This window comes from Bacteroides sp. 3_1_13, assembly GCF_001185845.1.
Taxonomy (GTDB): domain Bacteria; phylum Bacteroidota; class Bacteroidia; order Bacteroidales; family Bacteroidaceae; genus Bacteroides; species Bacteroides xylanisolvens.
Genome location: NZ_KQ236955.1, coordinates 2485243 through 2504243, shown reverse-complemented (window position 1 = coordinate 2504243; position 19001 = coordinate 2485243). Strand labels below are relative to the sequence as shown.

General features: G+C 42.0%; 8 protein-coding genes. All 8 read right to left on the bottom strand.

The annotated features are described in order from the left end of the window. Positions 1-278: 278 nt before the first annotated feature. On the bottom strand, positions 279-3677 hold the full coding sequence (locus HMPREF9009_RS08870) for an exo-rhamnogalacturonan lyase family protein (protein ID WP_049701945.1): 3399 nt from the start codon (positions 3675-3677) through the stop codon (positions 279-281). Between the two features lie 181 nt (positions 3678-3858). Continuing rightward, the gene (locus HMPREF9009_RS08865) at positions 3859-5943 is read right to left on the bottom strand and encodes a rhamnogalacturonan lyase family protein (protein ID WP_004308492.1); all 2085 of its coding nucleotides are present in this window, start codon (positions 5941-5943) and stop codon (positions 3859-3861) included. A gap of 80 nt (positions 5944-6023) precedes the next feature. Beyond that, the gene (locus tag HMPREF9009_RS08860) at positions 6024-7745 is read right to left on the bottom strand and encodes a RagB/SusD family nutrient uptake outer membrane protein (RefSeq protein WP_004301569.1); all 1722 of its coding nucleotides are present in this window, start codon (positions 7743-7745) and stop codon (positions 6024-6026) included. A gap of 21 nt (positions 7746-7766) precedes the next feature. Further along, a complete protein-coding gene (locus HMPREF9009_RS08855) occupies positions 7767-10817 on the bottom strand; it encodes a SusC/RagA family TonB-linked outer membrane protein (protein ID WP_032855809.1) in 3051 nt (1016 codons plus the stop codon). Between the two features lie 46 nt (positions 10818-10863). Beyond that, positions 10864-12876, bottom strand: coding sequence for a RagB/SusD family nutrient uptake outer membrane protein (locus tag HMPREF9009_RS08850; RefSeq protein WP_004308490.1), 2013 nt, complete (start codon positions 12874-12876; stop codon positions 10864-10866). A gap of 21 nt (positions 12877-12897) precedes the next feature. Beyond that, a complete protein-coding gene (locus tag HMPREF9009_RS08845) occupies positions 12898-16077 on the bottom strand; it encodes a SusC/RagA family TonB-linked outer membrane protein (protein ID WP_004301566.1) in 3180 nt (1059 codons plus the stop codon). 59 nt (positions 16078-16136) lie between these two features. Continuing rightward, positions 16137-17753, bottom strand: coding sequence for a fimbrillin family protein (locus tag HMPREF9009_RS08840; protein ID WP_049701944.1), 1617 nt, complete (start codon positions 17751-17753; stop codon positions 16137-16139). Between the two features lie 54 nt (positions 17754-17807). After that, positions 17808-18821: a fimbrillin family protein gene (locus HMPREF9009_RS08835; protein ID WP_157446471.1), complete on the bottom strand. Its 1014-nt coding sequence runs from the start codon at positions 18819-18821 to the stop codon at positions 17808-17810. Positions 18822-19001: the final 180 nt, after the last annotated feature.

Genomic DNA, 19001 nt, shown 5'->3' with positions numbered 1-19001 from the left:
TTAATAGAAAAGTTACTCTTATCCCTTTGCAAACTTCTTTTGGATTAGTACCAAAGTATCAGTTGCTTAAGACTAATCTATAAACGCAAGTTCCGTTTATAAAAATGCAAGTTTTGTTTTTATAATCAAAAGCTTCATTTATAAAAACAGAACTTGCGTTTATAGTTTATAATAAGTTGATTGTAAGTTTGGTATTAAAAGAAAGGAAGTTTACCCTTAATGCGGAAGAACTTTGCTATTAATAGATTGGGAGGCAACTAGTGCTACTTTACACTCGTTCAGTTATCTATTGGAATAACTTCCTGCATATAAATAGCATCCAAACTCCAAAGAGCAGCATCATTCGTGCTGATGCTCGTACATTCATCTAATAGAGACGGTACTTCCGGCGGAAGTATGGTAGTAATGCGGAAAGGCGGTGCAGGTGTATGTTCCAACCGGGTAAACAAATCTTTCCAGGCTTCTTCAGCCATTTGGGTATTACGCAAGTGATAAGCTGCGTAAGCCATCAGGCGGGAGACACGAAAACGGCTATGGCTAAGCTCCCATGCTTTCTTCTTATAACGTGCAGCATGGTCAAGCCAGGCGTCTTTCCATTCGGGTATATCAATCATACGCATCATTTCATTGGTTATCTCAAATCCGCCCATGATCGTCATTAAATGGTTGGTTGTTTCCAGTTTGGGGTCACATTCGGTTGTGATGATCCCTGTTGACGGATCAAATCCTAGAGCTTTGGGACCGGTAAAAAGGCGGTTAGGCAGAGCGGCAATGCTTTTCATTCCTGCTATTATTTTATCACGATAAGTTGTGTTACCTGTGCGCTCCCATTCTGTCATCCAATTACCGGCATAAGCCAGCCAGTCGGGACCGATACGCAAACGGGCGGGAGCGGTACAAGGATATTCGCTGCGAGGTTGGGCCAGGCGCATAGGGTCCAGTTCATAGAGTTTGTGGTCGGCATCCTTCACTTCAGTCATTAAATCACCGCAACGTTCGTCCGTAGTAAGGTAATAGTAGAAACGGTTCCAGGCGGCCTGGCTGATTCGCGCTTCTTTTGCTCCGCATCCCCAATGACTTACATTATGCCGACTGCCTAATCCGGCATTGGGACCGATATGATAGACATCCACTTCACCTGTATGACGCGTCATAGCTTCTGCCATACGCCAAATATCAATACGCCCGGTACGCAGGAAATTATACCATAGCCACATATTAGAAGCCAGTTCCGTATTGTCCCAGGCAAATCCTCCGACATCGTAACGCCAGGTATGACGAACGGGGTCATAAGCGTGCATCACATCACCATAATTCCAGAAACCGTACCATTTGTTTTGTTCGATTGCTTTCTGATAGAAGTCAATGTAAGCATCCAAGCGGTCTTCTACACGAGTACGGAATGGAGTAGTACGGTCAGGGAGACTCCATATCCCGAAAGCTTGGCGGGCATGAAGATAATTCGGGGTTGGCATCAACAGACTAGGGCTAGAAAATTGTTTGGCATAATCAGCAAAAGCCTTTTTCCCGGTATATCCACTTTGTGGGATCAGTGTAAACGTAGTTGTACGGGCAATGCCGTATGGCGTATTCATGCCCTCCTGAACATCTTCATAGCTGGCATTCAGGTCATGAGCTATACGATCATAATGCCGCAAATCCATAGGTTCGGACTCCGGGCTCCACAACCAGGCGGTAAGGGTAGCTACCGGGGTTCGTGCGTCTGAAATTTCAATAGAAGAGGGATAAGACTGCCAAAAGTCATGCATACAAAGTCCTAATCCTCCGGTAATATCTCCAACAAAAGTATATCCATCGCTACGTGTACCGGAAAAGGTTCCTATCCAGGGATTATCGTTATTGGCACGTTTACGAATGGAGAAAGCATCGGCAGTGAGTTGAGACAGACGGTAATCATTCCATGAAGCCCAGTTATCGAGCAGAGAGCGGTTCTTTTCATCGAAAGATTCATAAGGCGGAATACGTTTGCCTTCCATTTGCTGTTGTTGCAGGGAGGGTTCATCTGTTGGCATCTGTTGTGCGTCCTTCTTTTCATTACTGTTTTTCTTATTATCTGTCTTATTTAAAGTGAGTATGCGACGCCCTACCAATGGTTGTACCGGCTCGCTCCACACTCCTCCATCTGCACACGAGAAAGCAATATGACGATTATACAGAGCTTCACGCATAGGAACGTCGAAACGGATACCTAAACTACGAATGAAATCTTTCTTCTGATCTCCGTCATAGACGAAACTATGTACCATTTTGATCTGTTCACTGCAACCATAAAAGTAGAGACGTACCACAAAAGGAAGCCACTCACGGTTATTCCATTTGTTCATATCAGAGTTATTCGCATAGTTCCCTTCCTCTTCAGAGTGATTCGTATCAATCTCCTTATTCCTGTTCCGATGTATCCCTTCCAACTTTACAAGTGCCCGTACAGAGCCCAGACGTTCTATGGTTACTGATTTTATTTCTCCTATGTAACGAGTAAAAGATATTTGAGATGTATTTTCTTGAATCGGCTCGCTTTGAGTATTACAAATCAGACGCGCTTTCTCTCCTACTTTAGTTCCTTTATATAATAGACTATCAATCAGGAAATCTCCGCGTTGGGGAATAAATACGGAAATTACCCCTGTTTCAATTTGAATATTTTCAGGCGTTTCAGTGATTGCAATAGAAGCATCAGGCTGTTTATTGATAGTTTTTGCTTTCCGGGGGGCTTTTTCTAATGTCAGTCTTTCTGTTCCGGCAGGAATGACTCCGGCAACTCCGCTCCATTTCACGGAACCATCCGGCCAGTAAGCCAACGGCCAAGTATCTACCGGAATCTCTTGATTTCTATCTGTTTTTAGTCGCAATGAAGTTTCAGGAAATAGGTAGCCTTCATCAAAAGGAACTCCGAAGCTTACAGCTTTGTCTTGTTCAGGAGTATTGCCGATCCAATGTAAAGGAACAGTAGACGTTTGGGGTGGCAAACATTCGTAGCGGAAGTTTGTAATACGGGTACGGGATAAGGTGGTACGAAAGCCGAACCATCCTTCTGTCAGAGGTTCGGCATCGCGGAAGTCCACCAGTCTCTTGCCGTCTATGTAATAACTAACCCTATTATTTTCATTTGTTATCTTAATGTGATACCAGTGATTCGCTTTTAGCAAATGTTCGGTATCTGTATATTCTTTCAGTATGGCAGGACGTACCTTGGGATCTGTGATTCCTGCTTCATTGCCGTCATAACGACGGAAGCGTGTAGTAGAGTTATAGTTTCCACCATATCCCATGTAATAGAGTTGCAAAGAATAACAATTCAGAAAGATTCCGCTACGCCACTTCTCACGTTTCCATATATTATCAGGATGTTTGGGGTCCGAAGCCATCCAAAAGCAATTCAGGTCACTCAAGCGGTCTCCTTCTTTTTCTACAACTACACACGCATCATATTCAATGGTTACCCGTCCGCTCATCTTTTCTTTCCTCCATAAGGTAAGGCCTTTAGGAGACAGTATTTCAGCGGTATCACCCTGAAATGTCACTTTATAATCCGGAGATTCCGACTCTACCTTCCAATATTTATGAAACTGGCGGGCGTTGAGGCAGGAAACTTTATTGTTTTGTGCGTTTGTTCCCAAAGTGATGAAGAGGAACAAAAGGATAAAGAGTTTTTTCATATGTATATTTGCTATCTCACCTTACAAAGGTAGGGAGAGCCGTTCAATTAAGAAATAGAATATTATCCATATATATGGCGATTCGTTCAACTATGAAAAAAAGAACAACCCGACAGTTAGCCGGATTGTTCTTTTTCAACAAACTCATATCAAATAAGAGATTTCTTATTCAAAAACCTTTTTATTCTGCTTTTTTCAAAGTTTCAGCACCTACATAGTAACCTAAGTTAGTTCCCTGGTTATATCCCATATTCTGCATCGCTTGAGACATATCATAATTATGATCGGTCATCAAGTGAGGAAGACGGAATTCGGTAGGATGATTCGTGGAGAATATATAAATAGATTTCATGTCACTTGAACCCATTATTACTTCTTCACGATAGTCACCGAGAAAATCACCATAGTAACAAGGATTGTATTTGGTGCTATGGTTACCGTCATTGCTACCGTAAGTTCCAAAATATACCAAACGAGTCTTATTCGTCTTGTTTACATCAGGGTTCTCTTTATAGCTCACGACACAAGCACGGTCCAGCATTTCTCTTGTCGGCTGCCCGCTCCAATAAATGGCTACATTATACAAAACTCCACCACCAATACCTGTAGGATATGTACTGGATACCAATCCACTGCCACTACAACTGAATACCCCTTCCTGCAAAGAAGACCAGTACTCAAAATTCGGGCTATCCGGATCGATATCTGCCACAATACAACGACCGACATCAGTAGTCGAACCCGCTCCATGGCCGGTAATTAAGCCACCATCTCTTGCATCAATCACTTGACATCCATAACCGTGTCCTTGTCCATTATAATTGCCCGGTTCTTCAAATGAAGCAACAATTTGCAATCCTGAACGGTCTTTTATAAATTTGCCAACACATAAACAGTCACCATGACCGTTTCCGGTACACCACAATTCGCTTCCATCATCATCTATAGCCGCAGAACCATACAAGATTTCATCTTTTCCATCATCGTCCAAGTCCGCTACACGAAAACTATGCGAACACATGGACAACCATTTTGAAGAATGTTCGGCTGTATCAAACTTCCAACGGGTTTCCAGTTTATTCCCTTTCAAATCGAGTGCCCATACTTGCCAATTATGATAAATACCTCTACTGATGATCAGACTGGGGTTGCTTGTTCTCACTCCGGTCGCTTCGTCAGGTATACCATCCAGATAAGCCACCCCGATAAAGAAACGGTCCATGCGGTTTCCGTAATCATCTCCCCAATATTCACTCCAATATTTAGCACGCGACGCTTTTGAACCACTTCCACCACGAGGAATATTATCCACCCGGGTAATTTCACGTCCATCATATCCACGGCAAATAGAGATATATTCGGGACCTTCCATTATCAAACCGCAAATTGTATTAATACTTGCTCCCGAATACCAGCCCACAGCGTCAGTCTGACGAATTCGATAATCGTTCACATTACCATAAGCATCGGTAATGACCTTACCATCCCCAAACTTTGTACCTTCTGAAGAGCGGAAAGCTATTTCACATAAACCATCTCCATCAAAATCGTATAAAATATATGAAGTATAATGTGAACCGGAACGAATATTGATTCCCAAATCAATTTGCCACAAAAAAGTACCATCCATCTTATAAGCTTCCAACAAGGTCGAACCATTATTCCATCCCCCCTGGTTGGCACCATCATACGGTTCTCTCTTCACCACAATCTCCAATTCACCGTCACCGTCCAAGTCACCTAGCTGAATATCATCAGGAGAATATGTAATCGACGCATCGGGTACATTCATGTTTAATCTAATCTCATGATAAAACTTTTCTGCCATTTCAGAGGTAAAGGTATAATCGCAAAGCGTTTCAGCCTGATTGGCAAGAGTGACCCGGTATACATTCGTTTTTGATACATCAATATCCGCATCCACCCAAGAAGTAGTATTCGAAATAGGTTTCTCATTCAATTTCACTTCCGTCTCGCCGTCTACCGACTTATAAATATCAAAAGCAACATTAGACGGATCGGTCTTCAGTAATCTCCAGCTAATCAATGCGGATGATATGCCGGAAGAGTTATTGGCGTCAACATTTGGTGCCGGGTCGTAACTAACCCACATTGCACGGCTACCCGTTATAACTTCAGTAGGCAGAGGCGGCAACTCCTCTTCCGTCTGATTGCCATTGTTCACTTCAACGACGGGGTCATTATCCGAGCAGGCAACTATGGCCAGCAGACAAAACAGCCCCAGTATTATATAATGTTTCTTCATTTCTTTCGTTTTTTTATTCTATAAACATCCGTTCTATGCAAGAATATCCTATCACTATTCATCAGCATTCCGGTTGTGGGTTACCACCCCGGATTCTGCTCCAAATTAGGATTCTTAGATTTTTCACTCTGCGGAATCGGGAAGAAATACATCTTATCATCCCAACTTCTTTCTTTTACCTTACGTTCATACGTATAAGTATCATCCCCATTCTTCGTAATCTTCATTTCAACAATGTTCTTGAAATGTTTGTCACCCTCCTTCCAACGACGTACATCCCAAAAACGATGTCCTTCAAAGGCCAATTCTACCATACGTTCATTCTGATATTTCTTCCAGAAAGCATCATTGGTCATCCCTTGAGGGAATCCGGGCATCTCGGCACGCGTACGAACTACTTTGATAGCATCCACAGCCGAAGTTGTAAATTCATTATCCGTTGCATACGGACTACCCAGATACTTATATACAGCTTCCGCATAATTCAAATAGAACTCTCCAAAACGGAATGTAATCCATGAATGATAGGTCTTTGAAGCTGTACCGGCACGTAAGTCTACTGCCGTCTGACAATACTTCTTCAGATAATAGCCAGTCGGAGTTCCGCCACTCAAAGGCTCCGCATTTAGTCCGCCCTGATAGGTTTGCAGAGGAACAGTATTCCAGTTAGGCCACTTTTCGTCCCCATTCTTGGCAATAGTCAGATAGAAACGAGGGTCGCGGTTGGTATAATAAGGATTAGCAGGATCATAGTTATCCAACTCGTCCGGACGCAACCCTGTATCCTTCATCTCATACGCATCCACCAGTGTCTGTGTGGGACAGTTTCCACCTTTACAATTTTCCAACCCTACCGGGAAGTTATATCCCTCAAAAGAATTAGTGGTAGTAGTGGCACGACGGAGAAAAATCAATTCATTAGTAGCGTCATTGTAATTGTCCTTGCTCCAAAGTGATGAATAATCCTCCACTAAGAGTTTTGCCTTTTCAGCAAACCCATTACTGTCATCTAAAATTTCCTTATTGGCTTTAGCTGCACGATACCACAGTTCTCTATTATCAGTCGGATTAAATAAAGGACTTGCCGCATACAATGCTGCACGAGCTTTCAAGGCCAATACCGTTTTACGGTTGGCACGTCCTGTTTCCGCCGGACTACTAGGCAATGCCATATCTCCCAGTTTACTGTAATCGACGATAATCTTATCTTTAATATCATCACATTCGGCTATGATATAATCAAAAATCTCCTGTGCCGGTCTGCGCGATAACGTATTCGATTCTTCGGCTGTTAATATATGGTCGCTAAACGGCACATCTCCATATTGCCGTACCAAGTTAAAGTAGAAATATGCACGAAGGAAACGTACCTCATACTGGTAATTGGTATAGCGGAACATCTGTTGTGCATAATCACTGTTCAAAGCCAACTCGGGAAATGTCAGTCCGGTAAACTTCTCCAGATATAAATTACAATTGGCTATCCCTTCATAACAGGACGTCCACATGCTACTTTTAGCATTCGACGGACTCCAAGAACCATTGTAAAAGTCTTCAATCTGATTTCCCGAATAAGCATATTCGGACTCATCGGTAGCAGAACCAAGAATTGCCCCGCTATAGTTTCCAAAGTCCACATCCATGGACAAATAGATATTTGTTATCAGCCCTCCTACATTACCGAAGTTGAGCTTCACAAAATCCTCATCATAATTATTGTACTCATGATATTCCATCTTATCTGAGCAGGAACCGAGTGCGGCTACACACATCATTCCGTAGATAATGTTTTTCAGTTTCATTCTTTCGCTTTGTTTTTATGATTAAAAACCAATCGTAACACCGACTACTACACTCTTATTCAGCGGAGTCGCTACACCATAACATTCCGGATCTGTCACATCAATATGATCTGAACAGAACAAGTCTGTTCCTCTGACATATAACTTGGCACTCCCCAATATCTTAGTCTTCTTCATCCATTCTTCCGGAAATCTGTAATACACCTCCGCGTTACGTAACTTCAAGAATGACCGGTCCGCCAACCAAACTGTATTAGCCTGATAGTTATTGGCATTACTCTGTGAACTCAAACGAGGATATTTGGCATTTTGATTTTCCGGTGTCCAACGATTCTCATAATAATGAGTAGAAAGTGTCGTATTATTTATCAACGGCCAAAACATACTCTTCGTATTCAAGACAGCAGAATAGTTACCTGTTCCCTGAAACATTACATCTACTCCAATCCCTTTCCATTCGGCTCCCAAATGGAAAGAATAATAAATTTCCGGAGCCGTCGTACTATAACCGATAGCTGTTTTATCATTGGCATCAATGATTCCGTCTCCATTCACATCTTTATATTTTATGTCTCCCGGCACTACCGTACTAAAGTTTTGCGGAAGGCTGTTTGCTATATCTTCTTTATCTTTGAAGAAACCTTCAGCTACCATTCCATATACTTGTCCCAACCGATTTCCTGTTTGCACAAGATTCTTATACAAACGCGGTTCTTCCAGTTGTTCCTTAATTTCATTCTTATTCCAAGCAAAATTACCGCCAAGGTTGAACACTACATCTCCTAACCGTTTCGTATAGTTAAGTCCTAGTTCCACGCCATAGCTATCAACGATTCCGGCATTCTCGAACGGAGCATCTACGCCCAACACATCGGTATATTTTCCTTCGGAAGAGACCCAAATATCTTTTCTCCGTTGGTAATAGCCTTCTGCCGTCACGTCCAGTCCATTGAACAACACGGCATCAACACCAACATTGTATTTATACGCTTTCTCATGTGTCGAATTAGCAGTTGCCAGGCGCCCGATAATAGTACTTCCGAATTCAGAGTCGTAACTACTGTTAAACTTATATTGCGTACCGGTAGTCGTATAAATCTGATCCCAATAGTCATATACGGTAGTACTTCCGTCTTTAGGCAGATAATCAACATTGATCACTCCAAACGAAGCGCGCAATTTCAGGAAGTTCACCCAAGACACATCTTTCAACCATTTTTCTTCCGAAAGCACCCAAGCAGCAGAAATGGTAGGCGAGAAAGCCCATTTATGCCCCGGTGCCAATAAGCTGGAGGCCGAGCCAACCAATGCCAGATCCAAATAATAGCGATTAGAGAAGCCTACATGATTATACCAGGAAACATTTTGCCGATAAATAGTGGTATTCAGACCGTATGAATCACGATATTCATAATCCCATTTCAATTGAGAATACACATCCCACTTTTGGAACGAGCGATTATAATCTACACTACCTGCAAAGTTAAATTGGCGCGCCCAGTTGTCAATACCTGCACCCGAACCCATTTCACTGGATTCGCCACCTGAAATGGCAGTATAAAACGGACCGTTAGTTGTCCAGCTTGTTGCATAACCGGCATACGTATAAGTCTTGCTATGATCTTCCAGAATATTGGAATAGTTGTCATAAGCTAAACGAAAGTTAGCTCCCAATCCTTTCAGCAAACCAGACAAATCTTGTGACAAGGTAAGGTCGGCAAACAAACTACGAGAGTGTCCTTTAGAATAAGCAGCTCCCTGCGATTGTGCGACAGGATTCGACGTCCCCGCCCAAGTAGTACTTCCTCCCCAACTGCCATCTTCCGTACGAACCGGAAAAGCTGCAGAAGGAATCGAATAAATCATATCCCATAGGTTAACCGAAGCCCCCGGAATCCGAGATTCGGACAAGGTACCGAGAAGATTCAACTTCAATTTGGTAGTGGCGGTTAAATCAATATCCAGATTTGTACGCAAATTAGCACGTGAATACATATTTTGTGTAGAATATCCGTCATTTGCATTCGGGGTTTTGATAAACCCTTTGTCTGTTAATAAATTCGCCATAGTATAGTAGCGGAACTTTGCTCCTCCTCCACGGAATTCGATCGTATATTTATTAGACACTCCTCTGTCTTTAAAGGTTTCATCAATCCAGTTCACATTAGGATAGAGATAAGGGTACATACGGGAAGCCCCTCCACTGCCTACTCCATTACGGAAAGCATCGACTTCTTCCGGAGTATACCGAGCTCCCAAACCTTCATATCCACGCGCTTCATTCACTGCAGAAGCATACGTAGCCGCATCCACAAATTCCGGACGTCGAGACTGTGTGTTAATGATATGATCATACGTAAAGGTTATCTCTTTTGTTTTGTACTTACCACGCTTCGTCGTAATCAAGATCGCACCGTTCACTCCTTTGTATCCGTACAATGCCACAGCCGCGGCATCTTTCAGGATGGAAACGGATTCTACTTCTTCCGGACTCACCAAGCTCATGTCTCGTTCCAAACCGTCAACCAGCACAAGCGGTGTACTACTTGACAAGCTCTGCAAACCACGTACATAAAAGGTAGGATCTGCCATTAACCCGGTACTGACCGCATTCTGCAAAGTAGTAAGGCCCAATCCATATCCATATAAAGAATTGGATATATTCCGGGAAGACCGCTTATTAAACTCTTCATTATAGGTGGTAGAAACTGCTGCCGTTGATTCATGACGATTGAATGTCCGGTTAGCTCCCACATCAATAGTCTGAGCTGCATATCCCATCACAATGGTCATCGGACCATCAGTCTTTGCCACAACTGTGGTAGAGCCTTTGTCGACAGAAACGACACTCAAACGTTGTCCTTTCTCGACCGCAATCTCGAATTTACCATCTTTATCAGTTTCAACCCGGGTCTCCACTGCGCCACCTTCCACATTAACGGACGCTCCATAGACTGGGTTTCCCGATTTATCAACAACAATACCTATAATGTTGTTGTCTGTATTCTGCGCTCTGACCGGAATGCTCAAACAAACCAGTAAAGCCAGTATCAGAATCTTATTTTTTCTCATATAAATCAATATTCAATATTGTTTTAATCTATTTCGCTGTCTCACATTACCAACCCGGATTCTGAATCAATCCATATCCTTTGTTAATTTCCGTTTGCGGGAATGGAGAAAGATACCATTTGGGATCAAATCCGTATGTCCACCAACGACGGACCGGTTTGGATAACTCAAACCTTTCATATTCAAAACGAGTAGGCTGCAATGCTCCCTTGTTCTTATCTCCTTCATTCCATTTAGCATTTCCCGTTATACGATTACCGGTATCATCCAAACGATAGGTGAGCAACCCGTGCAGGCGCTTCTCGAAACGATCGGCACGTTTGTAACGGATAAGATCAAAGTAACGGCTATCTTCAAGCCCCAATTCCCGAACACGCTCGCACAGCAATTCTTCCAATAAGGCTGCTTTGTCAGAAAGTAAATTCTTATCTGTAACACACTCCGCCAAATCTTTCTTCAATCCTACACGGGCACGTACTATATTCATTTGGTTAATAGCGCCCCGGTGATCATTCTTGGCTTGAAGCAAGGCCTCTGCATAAGTTAAATAAATGTCAGATAAACGAAGATATACCCAATGCGTATACTGACGTTGGTACTCTGTTCCCAAATAATATTTCATATTTTTATAACCAGTCGCATAGTTACCTGATTCAAGCGCTGCATTTTGTCCTTCATCGTATCCTCCGACCCACAGTTCATAAGGTAAACCGGACATTGTTCCTGCACTCCAGTCTAACATCTTCGGCAATCCGTTTACCATGCAATGCTCATACAGACGAGGATCACGGGTTAATACGATTTCCGACAATAGTTGTTCTCCATTTTTGAATGTTCCGGTCAGGAACATTGCATCCAACTTACCTTCTGTTTCCGCCTTTTTCCAGTCAAACGGAGTACCGTCGGCCCATGGGAACATCTCCACATATTCCTGTGTAGGCGGATATTCGGTACGACAAAGTGACGGAACAGCCCAGGAATGCCACATATAAGAACTTGAGTTGAAAGCGTCCGACATATTCGTGCGGACAGAATGCAAGACCTCCTTGCTGTTCTGACGAATATATCCCATACGATATGCCTGCCGATACTGTTCCGGTGTTTCTTCCGAAGCCTTATTCAGGCTATACCCGCCTTGACTCTCCAGCTCTTTAAAGAATGCTTCACAAGCCTTCAAACAGTTATCCCAAAGTTCCGCATGGTAGCCGCCGTACCATACCAGATGCTGCTGTTCAGCCTCTGAGTTTCCTCCTGCATATCCGTTGACATCGTTAAACAACGGAGAAGCGGCAAATTGCCAGATTTTGCATTTCAATGCCATCGCACCGGCCTTTGTCCAGTGTCCGGCCTTGCTGGCAAGATCGGCATCAGCATAAGCCCACACCAATCCACCGGAATTGATAGCATCATCCAACATCTTTATCATGTAGTTAACAGTCTCCTCTACCGTAGCACGGGGGATTTCATAACCTGACTCCGTACCGGTGAATGAAGCATATAACAATGGAAGACCTCCATAATGACGGAACATATCAAAATAGCGTGCCGCAATCAGGCATTTAGCTTCTGCCACCAACTGAGTTTTTTCAGTGCTATCCATGCCCGGCACTCTATCTATATTTTCCATTAACAACCAGCACCAGCGCACTACTTCCCATACCATTTCCCGTGTATATGGGAAAATATTACCACGCGTGCCATAGTTGGCATTGAGAGAACCCAAATAATACTGCTGATATACAGTTGCGTCACTAAAATAAAGTGACCAGCAGTCTGTTAGCGCATCCTTCTTTCCTAAATAAGGACTGGAAGAATCAGGAATATTACCGTTACTGTCCGTATTATAGGGTAATCCGTAATACTGTCTACTGTAACAGGTGTTCAAAAATTGGCGCGTATATTCCGCACTATTGAACACTGTGTCAATAGTAGCATTTCCGCCCGGTGCCTTATCCAAAAAAGAGTTTCCGAATTTAATTTCGTCCACACATGAAGTGGAAACCAAACAAACTGCCGCTCCCAACATCGCACCGATGAACCATTTATTTTGTAATTTCATTGTATCTTTCCTTTATCTATTTTAGAATCCTAATTTCAAGCTCAACGTATAAGTCTTGGACAATGGATAAGAAGGTGCATTAGTAGCTCTTGCCTCCGGATCACCCCACAAATAAGGTGTAATAGTCCACAAATTATATCCTGCAAAAGCCAACTGGCATGTATTCAGTCCAAGTTTCTTCATCAATGGGAAGTGAAAATTGTATGCCACCTGAAGAGTTTTCAAACGCAGGTATTTTGCATCTTTCTCATATAAGGTGGAGGTAGCATAGTTATTCTTCGCATTGTCAATGGTAGCTCTCGGATACTCCGAAGATTGTGACGGATTTTCCGGTGTCCATGTATGGTCCAAATGGTATGCCAACAATCCTCCCTGCTCGCTATTGGAAGATGAATAGAACGGCTGACGAAATACATCCGAAATCATACGGCTTACGTTCCAGGCCCCTGTCCATTGAGTACTTATTTCCAGATTCTTCCAACTGAATCCTAAATTAATACCTAGCATATATTCAGGATCATCCGTAAAGCCATAGTCATAACTTGCGTCGTTCGCATCAATCTTACGGTCACCATTCAAGTCAACATATACCGCATCTCCATTTTGAAGAATGCTCTCGTGAGTGGGGAACGGACGATTAAATGTCTGCTCATATAACGCAGGTGTATCCTCATCATAGAAGCGCCAGAAAACGTATTGACTACGCGAACCGATACGGTGTCCCTTCTGATATTGATATAAATTATTCTGCGGGGCTTCCTTCTTTTCAAGAATCTCATTCTGATTATAAGAAAGGTTAATACCCGCCCAATAACGGAAATTATCGCCAATCTTATCGTTCCATTTTAAAGAAAGTTCCCAGCCCCAACTGTCTACACTTCCTAAATTTGAATAGGGAGTAATGAACCCTAACATTCCCGGAGCTGTACCGTCACGCAAAAGGATGTCATTACGACGTTCTTTATAATATTCAAAGGTTGTTTTCAGACGGTCATCAAGGAAGTTAATATCAACACCATAGTTCCGTTTCAGAGCTTTTTCCCATGTCACAGCAGGGTTATTCTTAGCTACCTCACGCGCACCCAGACTAACAGTACCATTATCTGTTCCGAATCCATATCCCCAGGCGTTAGTTGCTCCTCCACTTGCCGTTACACGATTTGCCAAGTCACCTAAACCGACATTATATGGATCAGCCATATACATAAACCGCGATCCTCCAATATTATCGTTACCTACCAAACCGACACTGGCACGTAATTTCAAGAAGCTAACCACCGACTTCAAAGGACGGAAAAACTTCTCTTCACTCATCACCCAACCTATAGAACCAGCCGGGAAATAAGAAAAGCGCAAATCGGACGCAAAGTTTTCCGAACCGTTATAACCCACATTAAACTCTGCCATATAGCGGCTCTTCCAATCATAAGTGACACGTCCGACTAATCCGACATATCCATGAGGAATGTCCGAATATAATTTCGGATAATACTCTTTCTGTTGATTATACAAAACTAAGGCTGTCACCGTATGATCACCAAAAGTACGATTATAATTAAAGCTGGCTTCCATATACCAATTACGTGCTTTGCCTGTAGTATACGAATACTTCACATCTGTATTCTCTCCAAACTTACGATAAGCAATACTACCGTCATCCATCAATACAGGAGTGTATGTAGCAATAGACCCACCAGAACCGACTTTATTAACTGTAAACGAGCTGTTATAAGATCCCTTCACTTTAAAGGAAAGTCCTTTAGTCAAGAAGTCCATTTTTTGATCCAGAATCACATCCACATTCAGCGAATTGTTGCTGGTCTGGCTGAACCCATTTCCATAATATCCCATACCTGTACCTCCTGTAAATGGTAATTTCAGTCCGTCTGAATAAGTCTCATCGCTCGAATTTACCAATTTTCCATCTATGATTCCCGGACTGGAGAAAGGAGTAGCATAATACATATTTTTAATCAATCCGGAAGATCCCTGACTCGTACGCGGTTGATCTGAATTATTCACATTACCACTAATATTGAATGACAAAGTAGTCGTTTTAGTGACATCCATATCCAAGTTTGTACGATAGTTAAACCGACGGTACTGATAGCTTAAATTATAAGGAAGATCAAACTCACTAAAAAGTCCTCCTTGCGTATAAGCACCTGCAGAGATGAAATAACGTACTTTATCTGTTCCTCCCGAGATGTTCAGATTATGCTGGCTCTGAAGCGTAGAGCTTTTCATAATATAGTCAGCCCATTGTATATTTGGGAAACGAATAGGATCGGAACCATCTGCAAATTTTTGAATCACGCCATCACTAAATAAGGCAGATTTGCCATCACCGGACATCATTTGATTATGAAAACGGGCATAGTCATAGGAACTTGCCTGTTCTACCATTTTTGTAGGCATCAATACAGAAGCAGAAGTAGTAAACGAAATTTTCGCCTTTCCTTCCTTTCCTCGTTTAGTTGTAATCAAAATGACCCCATTTGCTCCACGAATACCAAATACGGCTGTTGCCGAAGCATCTTTCAAGATAGAAATGGATTCAATTTCATTCGGGTCGATATCACTCATACTTTCACGATCCACACCGTCTACCTGAATTAACGGTGAAGAATTTTCCCAAGTAGCTTTACCACGAATAAAAATTTCAGCGGCATCCGCTCCCGGCTCACCGGAATATTGTACGGTAGTCAAACCTGTCATCTGCCCTCCTAATACATTGGAAACCGAACCTACAGATACACGGGTCAATTCTTCTCCCTTCACACTAGCGATAGCTCCTGTCATGGTCACTTTCTTCTGCGTACCATAAGCTACGATTTCCACCTCTTCAAGTGCTGTCACATCCTCTACCAGAATGACTTTCATGTCATTTTTCGCTACTACTTTTTTATCGGTATAACCTATAAAAGATACTTTCAATTTCGCACCGGGACGTACATTTATTCTAAATACACCGTCAATATCGGTAATTGTACCATTAGATGTTCCTTCCGCAAGTACACTTGCTCCAATTATCGGTTCGCCTTGGCTATCTACTACTGTTCCTTTTATAGTACTTTGCTGCTGTACAACTTCGATGGCTGCCGAAGCTGTTTGCAATCCCCATGCAGGTGCAAAAGTTGCTATAGTGAAAAACAGAGCGACAGGTAAGGTTGTCCCCTTTATAAAGTTTTTCTTATTCATATATGTATATGTTCATGATATAAGTATAATTTTAACGGACTTTATATACCGTCATTATTTTAGAATGCAAGCATCATACGGAAATAACCGGCACGCGAATCACGTTCACAAATTATGTGATATCTTCCACCAGCCATACCGTGTGTCCATTGGTTGGCTGGAGAACGCTGTGTGCTACTCCAATAGTGTCCACTGTTAGTTCCTGACTCGACAGAGGTCATCTCATCACCATTTACATTCTTGAGACAACGGTTAATAACACTCAAATTCTTAGCGACTGTATCCCAACACATTATAGAGGGCAAATACCAAGGAGTCACATTTGCCGGAATAGCTTCCGCTTCACGATAAGCCTTGATATACGCATAAGCATGGTCGCAAGTAGAAGGACTACCCATACCTTCGTAACACATAGTAAGTAACTGTGTATTATTGTATCCCATTAGTGCTGGGAAAACCAATGAAGCATCATTCTTGTTAACATCCTTCTCTGTGTTACAACCTACAAACTTGTTTGCCCAATTCTCATCTGAAGTAAACCAGTCTGAATAATAACCGGACTTACTTGAATGGAACATTTTCAAAGCAACATCATTTTGTTCACTATCTTTTACCACAGAATTCTTAATAGATAGCACTATACCGTGCGTACATGCAGGGAAATCGCGACGCAAAGCATCAACTTCTGCTGAATAGAGTTCAGTATGTGTTACACTGGGTTGTGAATTTCCTACATAACATACAATACCAATCACATTCTCCGGCACCGTTTCCGCATCTACTGAAACTATTTTTCCGTCCGCACAAAAATAATCCCCTACCTGCAAAGTATGGTTAATCTTACTCTTATCTTCGATGGTATACATCTTCGCCGTTCCTCCTTCCAAAGTACCTTTAGCTTCGTATTCCATTTCACTTACTCCTGTATAAGTACCCTTTATGGAGAATTCCTTATTCGGGTTAACCAAAAAGCGGTATGTATCCGTACTTTCCTGATAATAAGGAGTTGCTTGAGTATTGTTCACTGTAAACGAACCGGCAGCCAAAGGTAACAGATAATCATCTATACCGCCATTTGTAAAGCTATAGGTCAAATTAGGCATCTTTACTACCGCAAGAGCCATCCGATGTTGCATAGTAAAAGCGATCTGCCCTTTCAAACGATCCCCCTGAACACTACCCGTACTGGTCATCAAATCATATTGTGTATAATTTCCTTCATTTTGTTCACTGCCTATTTTCCAATTGTTGACGTATGTTTCAAAAGGATCCACCTTCGTCGGATCAAAAGTCACATTCGCATTATACGGATAGTATGCATAAAAAGTCATCCGCTGAAATTGTGAACCTTTGTATTCAATAGGATCCCCTCCATCAGTCAATTCCCAATAGCCATCTGTCAGTGTGAATTTCCGATTCTTGATATCCTCTACCACCGTTTCTCCTCTTACCGCAAATATACCGATAGCATCTCCGTTAGAAAATCGGGTAGTATATCCATTCTCTGTAGCACGTGTCTTACCACTTTCGTCCATAAATCCTTCATCAGACACACTAATCTGAAATCCCTGCAAAGAATCCGGGGTTTCTCCGGTCAGTTCTTCATTTTGCGAGCAAGACGCAACTACGGCTGCGCCAGCCAGAAAAAGCATTGATATATAATTATATATTTTCATAAATCTCATGTTTATATTTTTAGCATTTTTATCTATATTAGATTGGTAAACAGATCACTTCACAACAGGCTGTGGAGTTACGGTTTCTTCTGTAATATTCCAACTAGGATTGGTTATCTCTGTTCCAGTTTCAGCTATACTCGGGTCGGATGTTATAGGATCGTGGTTTTCATCCTCCCATCCTATTATTTGCGTTTGTTCTGTAATCGTCAACACATAATTATTGTCCTCGTATTTATTTGTCTTGATGATATAATTATAAGAAAATCCTGATTTCAGTTCTGTCAAGTTAGCAAACTCGGCTTCATAAAGATAACCGTTCATTCTAGCTTGGATAGTTACTTTGCCTTGCACCTTCTGTGGCAGTAAAATAGCTTGTACTGTATAATTATCCTGCTCTCCTATTTTATCCCAATATATATCATCTTTGTCCGTAACAGGGTCTTCACTGACTGTTGTCTCCCCTGTTTTAGGATTAAATGTACCATTATTCTTAAGCCCAATAAGATAGCAAGTTATATCTGCTAAGTCCACACCCTCGCCAGCTTGAAACTCCAATCTAATACGACTCATCACATGATTGAATGCTAATGTCACGTTCGGGGTTTGTGATGTAGCCTTCCCTTTAGCAAAAAGAAAATCTATCTTCGCACGTTCTTCTGCTGTAGCTTGATTGTCACTGGCTGTAGTCACTTCCAATACAGGTTGTTCTTCACCTGATGTACCAGAAAATGGAGCGTATGCCACTACATCATACTCTCCGGAACCTAATACCCAAATCTCTTCTGCATTTTCTCCTTTTGCTGCAAAAAGACCATTGCCCTTGTATTTGTAATGAATATTCACTTGTTCCGTACCACAAGTGATTCCTACCGAGTCTTCCGCCTCCCAGTTTGTTTCCGTAGCTCTTGTAACAAGATTGCTAGCCTCATGATTGTTTATTACTGCACTAAAAGAAACTTTCGCTCCCGTATCACCGGTAAACTGAATATCAGTTTCTTTAATATCGTTGCTACATCCTGCTAAAAGTAGTAAGGCAACAGCAGTTGTGACATAGTTTTTTTTCATACCATGTTTTTTAAAGTTAAACATATTTTTGTTGATTAGTAAAATCGTCGTAAAGTAAAAAAGAAAATGGCTGCATTCTTTTCCAACCAGCAATTGAAATAAATGAAGCATTTTTTTTGTTGTTTTCCATATCTATTAGCTACATCTGTTAAGTTAAACAAAAGTTAGATTCTCTTTTTA

Coding starts and splice junctions, on each gene's coding strand:
- HMPREF9009_RS08840 (WP_049701944.1), bottom strand. CDS start 17,753: ATGAAAATATATAATTATATATCAATGCTTTTTCTGGCTGGCGCAGCC.
- HMPREF9009_RS08870 (WP_049701945.1), bottom strand. CDS start 3,677: ATGAAAAAACTCTTTATCCTTTTGTTCCTCTTCATCACTTTGGGAACA.
- HMPREF9009_RS08845 (WP_004301566.1), bottom strand. CDS start 16,077: ATGAATAAGAAAAACTTTATAAAGGGGACAACCTTACCTGTCGCTCTG.
- HMPREF9009_RS08835 (WP_157446471.1), bottom strand. CDS start 18,821: ATGAAAAAAAACTATGTCACAACTGCTGTTGCCTTACTACTTTTAGCA.
- HMPREF9009_RS08865 (WP_004308492.1), bottom strand. CDS start 5,943: ATGAAGAAACATTATATAATACTGGGGCTGTTTTGTCTGCTGGCCATA.
- HMPREF9009_RS08860 (WP_004301569.1), bottom strand. CDS start 7,745: ATGAAACTGAAAAACATTATCTACGGAATGATGTGTGTAGCCGCACTC.
- HMPREF9009_RS08855 (WP_032855809.1), bottom strand. CDS start 10,817: ATGAGAAAAAATAAGATTCTGATACTGGCTTTACTGGTTTGTTTGAGC.
- HMPREF9009_RS08850 (WP_004308490.1), bottom strand. CDS start 12,876: ATGAAATTACAAAATAAATGGTTCATCGGTGCGATGTTGGGAGCGGCA.